Raw genomic sequence first — 9090 nt, 5'->3', positions numbered from 1 at the left:
AGCAACCATGCTCTACGCATGGCAATCTCAACGCTACCATCTTTAATTTCCCGTTTTTTTAAAACCAAAGTTTGCTAAGTTAAAACTCAATGCATTTCGCAACGCTGGACTTGTCTCTTATCAGCCAAATTCGAGCCTTAGAGATAGTCGTTGCTAGTTTTCTATACAACGCCTGACTTATCTCAAAACGTGCAAAGCAGAACCTTAAAACAATGCTAATGCAATGCATTCCGTAAATTTTTACTCAGTTTATTTTATCGGATTTTTTTTTGAGTTTTAAGTCAGATAAATTAGAAAAACTGGTCTTACAAAAACCAAAATTGACTTTGGACTTGTTGCTTATCCGCCAAATTTGTGACTGAGAGATCTGCGTCGCTATCTGGCTAAATAACATCGGACTTATTCTCTGTGCGTTCAATCTAGAGCCTTAAAACAAAAAACGGTTGCTAACATTGGCTATAATTCATTGCGCTGGAATTTTCCGCTGGAAAATTCCTTCACTTTTGCTATCTTAGTACCTTAATTTTTAGTCGGTCAATGTTTTCGCAACGAAACCATAGCCGATTCGTTGTGCAACATATAAAAAAAATCGTAACTAAATGACAAACCGAATTTTAACAGCTTTAACAATCAGAATAGCTGGATTGTTTTTGTTTACGAAAATTTTTGAACATTTTGGGTCTTATTTTTTATCAGTCTTCGGTGTTGCAAGTATTGCGAGATTTGAAGAAATGCTAAATGAACCGCTAGATAAATTATATGTCACAGGAACACTTTTGATTGTTGCTAATATTATTGTTTCCTTATTTCTGTTTATCAAAGCGGAATGGATTTCTAAAAAATTAATCAAATCGGAAAAAGAAATTATTACAGAACTAAATCCGAAATCGTTATCAAAAGTTATTTTATTGACAGTCGGAATTGTTTGGTTAGCAACATCGATTTATTTAATACCAAGCTTTATAGAATATTGCGTTGAACTGATTTCAAAACTAAATGGAAATGAAGAGAATGAATTACCTGATTTTGCAGTTTCTAATTATATTTTAAAAACGATTTTAGGAATAATTTTAATTTTCCGAATTGAAAAAATATCGAATTGGATTATTAAGCGAATATAAATACGTTGCACAACACCGTATAAAAATAATTGCGGTTTAGTGCTTAATCAAAGGTCGTTGCGTGTTTGTAACGTCTGATTTTCCTTCGGAAAATCCTCGCATACAAACCCGCAACTATTCTTATACATAAACGTTGCCAGCAATGCGTGTACGGCAAAATTCAACGCTAAATCTGAGCTTGACTCAATCTCAATTTTACGAAGAAAAATAACAGTCGGAATTATAAAATAGCGGAATTAAAATGATAACGCAGGAATTACAAGCAGAACGGAAAATTGCGGTTTAAAAAACAACAACGTCTGAATAAAAAAAGCCTGTTCTTTTTTCGATTTTTTTTTTTTTGACTTTTAAGAACATAAAATCAGAAAACTTACGGCGGATTTTGGAACTTTTGGAATTTCCTTTTCTCAACAGCTAAATTCTGTCAGCATTTAAAGCACAACGTCGGATTTACAATCTGGACGAATAATAAAAAAGCACGGCTGGCAACACCGTGTATAATTAATTGCTTCGTTTCTGATCATCTGGAATATTCCTTCGGAATATTCTCAGGTTCGTGGGTTTTTGTTAACTTAGTTGCTTAACCACGCAACTAACCATACACATCAACGTTGGCATTCATTTAAGAAACACTCGTAATTAAAACACTATTTTTATACTTATGACAAAATTTACTCTAACCTTTTATTTCATTTGTTTAAATACATTACTTTTTTCTCAAAATATTAAAATTACAGGAATTGTAATAGATGAATACTCTAAAGAGCCTATTTCAGATGTTTTAATTATAGTCGATAATGAAATTTTAACATATACAGACTTTGAAGGAAAATATATTATAGAGCTATCTAGCCAGATGGAAAAGGACATTGTTTTTTCACATATTTCATATCAGACGAAATCACATAATTTAATTAGTCTGCTAGATAATTCTAAAATTTATTTACTAGGCAAGAATAACCAATTAGATGAAGTTGTCATTTCAGTAAGTAAAATGCCTACAAAAGAGATTTTAGAATTGTCCAGAAAAAACTATAAAAATCAGATTAGAAATGAACCTTATTGGTCTTCAGTAAATTTAAAACAAGTTTCAAAATTAAAGGATTCTGTTCCTTCCTACTTAGAAGTAGATGGAAATTTATTTGCATTAGGAGATGATAGAGATGTTTGGAATTGGCCAATATTAGTTCCACAAGAGTCAAGAAGAACTAAAGAGAATTTTTATGAATCTAATAAAGGAACGACTACTCTAAAAGACGGTAATATACCTTATTCTCATTTTGGATTAGAAATTTTTAATAGCTCATTTTTATTAAATTATCGTTTTTTTGAAAACGGACATCCATTAAGTAAAAGAGGAAAAAAATCTTTATAAATTCACTTTAGAAGACGAAATTGAATTAAATAATGAACAATGTTATGTAATTAATTATGAAGTAAAAAAGCCTAAATCTGATATAAAAGGAAGAAAGTTTTATTCCATAAGTGGGCAAATAATAGTAACTAAGGAAAACTTTACTTTAAAAAAAGTAACTACCCTCTTTAGGCGCTCAAGAAGTAAAAAAACCGGAATAGATGTTATTTTCACAATAAACTATACACTAATCGAAAATATTGTTTATCCAAAAGATATTTCGTATAAACTTATGTTCTCAGTAATTGAATCAAAAGGATTTCTGAATTTCAACAATATTTATACAACACCTAGAGAGAACTACCGCAATTCCGTTTCTTCTAACAGATACCTTTTTCAACATTCAAAAGTTTATAATAGTTATAATTCTTCTTATTGGACAAACAAAACTTTGACGGATAGTTTTTTAGCCAAAGAATTAAAAAGTCTCTTTAAAGATATAGACTCAAATGACCTTTTTATGAACGGTAACAAACAAAAATAAAAATAGACACTAGAGAGCTTAACACCGAGAAACAAGAACAAGAAATCTTAACCTTAATGAATCGTGATATAAATTAAAAAACGAAATGCCAACACCGTATATAATTTATTGCTAGTTCTAGCCTACTTACGAAAATCCTCGCGGATTTTCTATTCGGTTTTTATTTGCTAAATTAGGTGTTTAAACCACGCAACAAACCATATACAAACACGTTAGCGACAATGCACTACGCAACTTTTTGCCAGCTTTTTTCTTCGCGATTTTTTTTTGACTTTTAAGCCAGATAAACAAAAAACTCAACTCTTGAAAACCATGTTTGACGTCGGACTCGTTTCTTGTCCGCCAAATTCGGTGCCCTTGGGATCTGCGTCGCTCACCTACTCTACTACGTCGGACTGACAAGCAGAACGGCTTATCTTAGCGGTTATTAAAAAACACTGTCGCTAACAATACCTATAATTCATTACGGCGGAATTTCCTATCGGAAATTCTCTGCATTTTTGCTATCTTTCGGTCAACGTCGGAATAACACTGCGTGTCATTCCGTAACAAACCATAGCCAAACCGTTGTGAGCAATATGACTGACTCAAAAAAGAAAATTGTCTAAAGAAGAAAAAATCAGGAAAATTCTTGACGAAAAACTAACGGAAAATAATCAAGAACTATATGCTGAATTATTGAATTCTAGAATTGATGAAAACAGAAAATCAATGTCTAGATTATCTATAACCTTAATACTTTGTTATTTTGCTTTCCCACTAATTGTTGAATCAAAAATATCTGATATTTCGTTTGGACCTTTTAAACTTTCTGACAACATTATAGCATTAGGAATAATCCCATCGATTTTTGCCTTTATTTATTACAAATACATAACCGTTTGGATTGACTTAGTTGAACAAAAAATGACTTACAGAATTGTTACTGCAAAAATATTCTCGACTGGACAAAAATCATTTCTAAATCAAAGACTTTGGCCTCATTCATTTATGGACTCTGTTATGTTGTATCATCTTGACGAAAAATCAAAATTTTTAGGATGTTTGACAACACTTTTTTGGGTTCCAATAGGACTAATAGTAATCATTTTCCCTTTTGCATTTGAATATTATATGATTAAGACGCTTTATGAAAGTTTTGGAATAGATACAATCCTTAAAAAAGTAATTATTATTACACCTATTTTGATTGGGATTTTTACGATTTTAATAATTATTCAGGCAGGAAAAAGAGATTTCGACGAAAAAAAATACAGCTCACAACACCGTGTATAATTAATTGCTAGGTAAGTTCTCATCTGGAATATTCCTTCGGAATATTCACAGGTTCGTACCTTTTTGTTAACTTAGTTGCTTAACCACGCAACTAACCATACACAATCACGTTGTGGTTAATTTGACCCAAACCAAGAAACAGAGTAACTAAACGAAAAACATCGTTTACTTGCAAAAGAATAGCATTTACTCATTCTTGTTTTTGGAATTATTAAAACCACTTTAAATTTGAATCACTAACTTTAAACGATTTTGTATGATGAAACAGAAATTAAAAATTTACTTGAAATTCGGAATTCTACTCTTTGGGATTTCCATAGTATGCTTTACTTGCCAAAAAGACGATACCGTATTTGTTGATGAAACTACGCAACAAACTGAATTTAAGATAAATTTAGTTAACAAATTCGAGTTATCTAAAAACCAAAGAATTAATAATATCGTACAGTCCTTACCCAATAAAAATGATGTATTGCAAAACAATACTAACCTACAAGCAAAGATGACCTATATAGAAGCATACGATTTCTATGTAGATGATGAAATAGCTTACCATATTACTTCTGGCAATTACGAATCCTACACTTTTGCAATAACAAGAGCACAAGATAATGGTCTTACAGAAAACTTATTGTTAAGCAAACAAGCAGATGGCTCATACAAAGCCGCAATAATGAGCTATGATTTAAATGAAAGCGATAAGCAATCCGTTAAAAATGGTAATATGCCAATGGATTTGGCAAGCAAAACAACGGTTAGTGGCTTACAAAGAATGTCTAGTGGCGGTGGAGACAGCAGAATAATATTTACAAGATTAGACGGTAGTTGTTATTATTACGAAGTAGATGCTCATAGTTATGATGTTGTTGTTTGGGAGATAGTAAATATTGATTGTCCAGAATTACCAAATGATAATTCTGGTCTTGGAGGCAGCTTAAATAATGGCACAACTAATAATGGGCCAAATTATACAGGACCAGACGGAGGTACTTTAAATGGACCAGTTACAGACCCATTAGGTGTATTATTAGGTAACACTAATGGCTCTAATGGTGGTACTACAGGTGTTGTGCCAGACCCAGACAATACTGATAGCGGAAACGATGGAGGTGCACAGGGCGAAACTACAGATTGCTTGCAATTAGACGCTAGTGGTAATTGTGCTAATGCAACGGCTGTGCTTATTATTGATGAAGAAGAATTAGGCAGGAAGAAAGAATGTAGAAAAATTACCAATTTGTTAGAAGATACGCCAAATTATAAAACTAAATTGGTGGAACTGTCTTCTGATGCTAATCTTAATTCACCTCTCGAAAAAGGAGCAGGTAAATTGAAAAATCAAGATGCTATTGAAGATTATGAGGCAGAAGTTGGATTTCCTCAAATAGAGATTGATATATCTGGCGTTAATAAATTTGAAGCCCTTGCTCATAACCACCCTACAACAAGCCCATTTTCTTTGTCAACATTTTCACCTCAAGACTTAATGCATATTGCTAAATTGATACGGCTTAACAAAATAACTGATAATTTTGTAGCCTTTTTAACCACTAAGCAGGGCACACAATACGCACTCACTATTAGCAATCCAACAAAATTTTTAGACCTCTTCTTTTACAAAACCTTTGACCCTAAGATTGGAATTAGAGATATTCCACCTACGCAACAAGCAAGATATTGGGCGTCTAAAGATGCTTTTATTCCTTTATATGATAAGTATTTTAATCCTGATATTCCAGACCATAAAATAAAGGCAACTGATCCTAATGATCCAAACATAGATACATTGAATGAAAACGACCTTAAAGAGTTCTTAAATTTTATGGACGAAGCTAATATTGGAGCTCATCTTTTTGAAACTGATGCAACCTTTAATATCTTTACCAAGTTAAAACTAAAAAATGGAGAGCCTCATAGAGAAAATCCTTGTAACTAAAATATTACACATTATGAAAAATATACTTTATACATTAGCAATACTATTACTATTTTCTTGTAAATCACAAAATTTAAGTGCACAATCAAGATATACTATGAATAATTTAACGCCTTTCATTGGTACTTGGGAGTATCAAAATGGTAATGAGATTTTTAGAGTTTCTATTTATGAAGATAATCTCTATTTAAAAGGAGATTATTGGTTTATAGAAGTTAATAATGGTGTAGAAACCATTATTTGTGAATCCAATTATAATATCCCTAATACAAATATTTATAACGGGTATGTCATTTTTGGTGGCTCATTAGATGGTATAAAAATGGGAGCTCAGATAGATGACAATACCATAGATTGTGAAAACGGTTTAGATGCAAGAAAAGGAGTAGATGGGACTTTTGGTTTAACCATACAATCAGGATGTTTAGGTTGCCCTATAACAGCAGAATGGAAAGTGAGCATAATTAGAGGTATGCGAACAGTAGGTGAACCTAGAGAATTTAGTATTCCTACAGATGTTATTATGACCAAAATGAATTAAAACTAACCACAACAACGTATATAAAAAATAGCAGTTAAGAGCTTAATCCATGGTTTCGTTCTTTCTGCTATCTTTGTTTACAAACTGAAAATAATTGCATTTTAACCTACTACTTTTCATATACAACAACGTTAGCTGTAATTAACTCACTCAATTCTGAAAAACGAAAAATGGGAATATTTGACCTTTTTAAAAAAATAAAAAAGCACCTGAAAATAGTAAAGTAGAAATCAGAATTTTGGAGAAACCAGATTTTAAAGAAATTGACATTCAAAAGTTAAAGGATTATTACAATTGGAAATTGAATTATGGAGAGCGAATAATGAAATTGGATATAAATTTTGAGATTGAATCAACAAATCAATCTGAATTAAATCAAATCCTAGAATTCATAAACAAAATACCTGAATTTGATATTCAAAATCAAAGTTATTTAGAATCGGATTTTGAACAAGACGCAAGTGAGGTATCTGACTATTTAAATTTCTATCTAGACGAACTTGACGAAAGTGAATTAGCTGGAATAATAAACTTGAAAAATCGAAAAAATTCGAGAAATAGTCTTTTAATGGAAAAACTGAACTTAATTAGAGTTGGAATTTATCCACAACATTCTTATTTCGGAACTTTTGATTATTCAATTGATATTAATGGAGAACCTTGTAATCAGCTTTTAGTTGTGAATATCAACAAAGATGGAACATTATATGACATAACGTGGGAAAGTTGAAAACGAAATAATAACTACAGCTAACACCGTGTATAATTAATTGCTTTATTCTTCCCTACTTGCGAATATTCCTGCGGAATATTCACAGGTTCGTAAATGTTTATTAACTTAGTTGCTTAACCACGCAACTAACCATACACAATCACGTTAGCAACCATTTCACCACACCAAGATAAATCATGCTATCATTCATATTTTTAGTTATTTACAAACGAAAAAATATGACCTAAATTAAAATCTGAATCTTAAAAACATTACGCGCGAATTTTTCACTGTTACGGAATTTTACGCATGATTTTTCGCTTGCCCAACTTCAGTTCTTTGATTCGATATCATAGCAATCCTCAACTTTTGGCTGATAAGTGGAATGTCAAAACGTACGGCTGAACTGTTCGTAATTTGATTAATCCGAATTCAGTTTTTTAAATGAATAGCTTGTGATTTTACGAAATTCAGGCTGAACAACAAAACGGAATATTGATCTGACTAAAAATCGCAACATGTCTGAAAATCAAAGCGGAATATTTTACGGAGATTTTTTTTGATTTTTAAGTGAGTAAACTGATAAAATAAATTTGAACTTATTTACTCTGGAATGCAACTATTGCGGAAAAATAAAAACGGTAGCTAACACTGTATATAATTTATTGCTGCTTCTCGCCTACTCACGAAAAGTCCTTCGGATTTTCTATGTCGTTATTATTTGCTAACTTACTCGCTGAAACACGCAACAAACCATATACCAAACCGTTCTACACCATTTGAAACAAACATTCGTCATAGCATTAATATATATTCTGATTTCGTTCAATTCTTGCAAAGAAGTAAAAAATGAACCGAAAAAAAGTCTGGTTGAACAAACTGAAATTGATGTCGAAGAGCAATTTTACTTCGATTGTAAAAAGCAATTAATAAATGGAATTGAATACGAAGCTTGTATAAAGCGTCCGGGAATATTTACAATCAAGAATTCGAAAGAAGAAGTAGTGTTTAGTCAGGAAGAAAACCCATTTGATTTTGAGTTCAACGATTTCAATGAAGATGGATATATAGATGTAATTATGAATTATGCGACAAATTCACCTGGTCACCAAGATTTATTAATTTATGATAAAGACAAGGATATTTTTAGCAAAGTAGAATCTTTTTATAACTATCCTAACGCGAAAAAAATCGGAGAATCTAATCTTTATTATTCCTATCACGCAAGTGGATGTGCTGACAATGATTGGGGAAGCGAATTATATGAATTAACTGGAACAAATATTACTTTGTTAGGAAAAATAAACGGTTTAGGTTGTTTAGAAAATGATACAAACGGAATCTACATCTACAAAGTAAATGGAGACGACGAAAAACTATTGAAGTATATAAAAAGAGAACAAGGATATTGGAAAGGAAAATATGATTTTATAGCGAAATATTGGACTGAGAATAAGAATAAGTTCGAATAAAAAACGGTGTAGAACACCGTGTATAATTAATTGCTTTGTTTTTGCCTACTTGCGAATATTCCTGCGGAATATTCACGGGTTCGTAAAAGTTTGCTAACTTAGTTGCTAAACCACGCAACTAACCATACACAAACA

The 9090-nt window shown here is 31.6% G+C and carries 7 protein-coding genes; all 7 read left to right on the top strand.

Annotated features, from left to right (window positions below; genetic code table 11):
* Window positions 1-599 precede the first annotated feature (599 nt).
* The 7 genes from ADIWIN_RS18795 to ADIWIN_RS18760 all read left to right on the top strand — a co-directional run bounded on the left by ADIWIN_RS18795 (window position 600) and on the right by ADIWIN_RS18760 (window position 8955).
* Window positions 600-1121 (top strand): hypothetical protein, encoded by a 522-nt coding sequence (locus ADIWIN_RS18795; protein ID WP_020897374.1) that lies wholly within the window; start codon window positions 600-602, stop codon window positions 1119-1121.
* 661 nt (window positions 1122-1782) lie between these two features.
* On the top strand, window positions 1783-2496 hold the full coding sequence (locus ADIWIN_RS18790) for a carboxypeptidase-like regulatory domain-containing protein (RefSeq protein ID WP_020897373.1): 714 nt from the start codon (window positions 1783-1785) through the stop codon (window positions 2494-2496).
* 1123 nt (window positions 2497-3619) lie between these two features.
* The gene (locus tag ADIWIN_RS18780) at window positions 3620-4294 is read left to right on the top strand and encodes a hypothetical protein (RefSeq protein WP_020897371.1); all 675 of its coding nucleotides are present in this window, start codon (window positions 3620-3622) and stop codon (window positions 4292-4294) included.
* 259 nt (window positions 4295-4553) lie between these two features.
* A complete protein-coding gene (locus tag ADIWIN_RS18775) occupies window positions 4554-6230 on the top strand; it encodes a hypothetical protein (RefSeq protein WP_235047152.1) in 1677 nt (558 codons plus the stop codon).
* Window positions 6231-6243: 13 nt separating this feature from the next.
* On the top strand, window positions 6244-6771 hold the full coding sequence (locus tag ADIWIN_RS18770) for a DUF6705 family protein (protein ID WP_147298378.1): 528 nt from the start codon (window positions 6244-6246) through the stop codon (window positions 6769-6771).
* A 238-nt stretch (window positions 6772-7009) separates the two neighbouring features.
* Window positions 7010-7501, top strand: a complete 492-nt coding sequence (locus ADIWIN_RS18765) for a DUF2004 domain-containing protein (RefSeq protein WP_020897368.1) — start codon at window positions 7010-7012, stop codon at window positions 7499-7501.
* Window positions 7502-8262: 761 nt separating this feature from the next.
* On the top strand, window positions 8263-8955 hold the full coding sequence (locus tag ADIWIN_RS18760; protein ID WP_020897367.1) for a hypothetical protein: 693 nt from the start codon (window positions 8263-8265) through the stop codon (window positions 8953-8955).
* Window positions 8956-9090 lie beyond the last annotated feature (135 nt).

Source organism: Winogradskyella psychrotolerans RS-3 (genome assembly GCF_000427335.1).
Lineage (GTDB): Bacteria > Bacteroidota > Bacteroidia > Flavobacteriales > Flavobacteriaceae > Winogradskyella > Winogradskyella psychrotolerans.
This window is presented reverse-complemented; position numbering and strand designations above follow the sequence as displayed.

Coding starts and splice junctions, on each gene's coding strand:
- ADIWIN_RS18795 (WP_020897374.1), top strand. CDS start 600: ATGACAAACCGAATTTTAACAGCTTTAACAATCAGAATAGCTGGATTG.
- ADIWIN_RS18790 (WP_020897373.1), top strand. CDS start 1,783: ATGACAAAATTTACTCTAACCTTTTATTTCATTTGTTTAAATACATTA.
- ADIWIN_RS18775 (WP_235047152.1), top strand. CDS start 4,554: ATGAAACAGAAATTAAAAATTTACTTGAAATTCGGAATTCTACTCTTT.
- ADIWIN_RS18770 (WP_147298378.1), top strand. CDS start 6,244: ATGAAAAATATACTTTATACATTAGCAATACTATTACTATTTTCTTGT.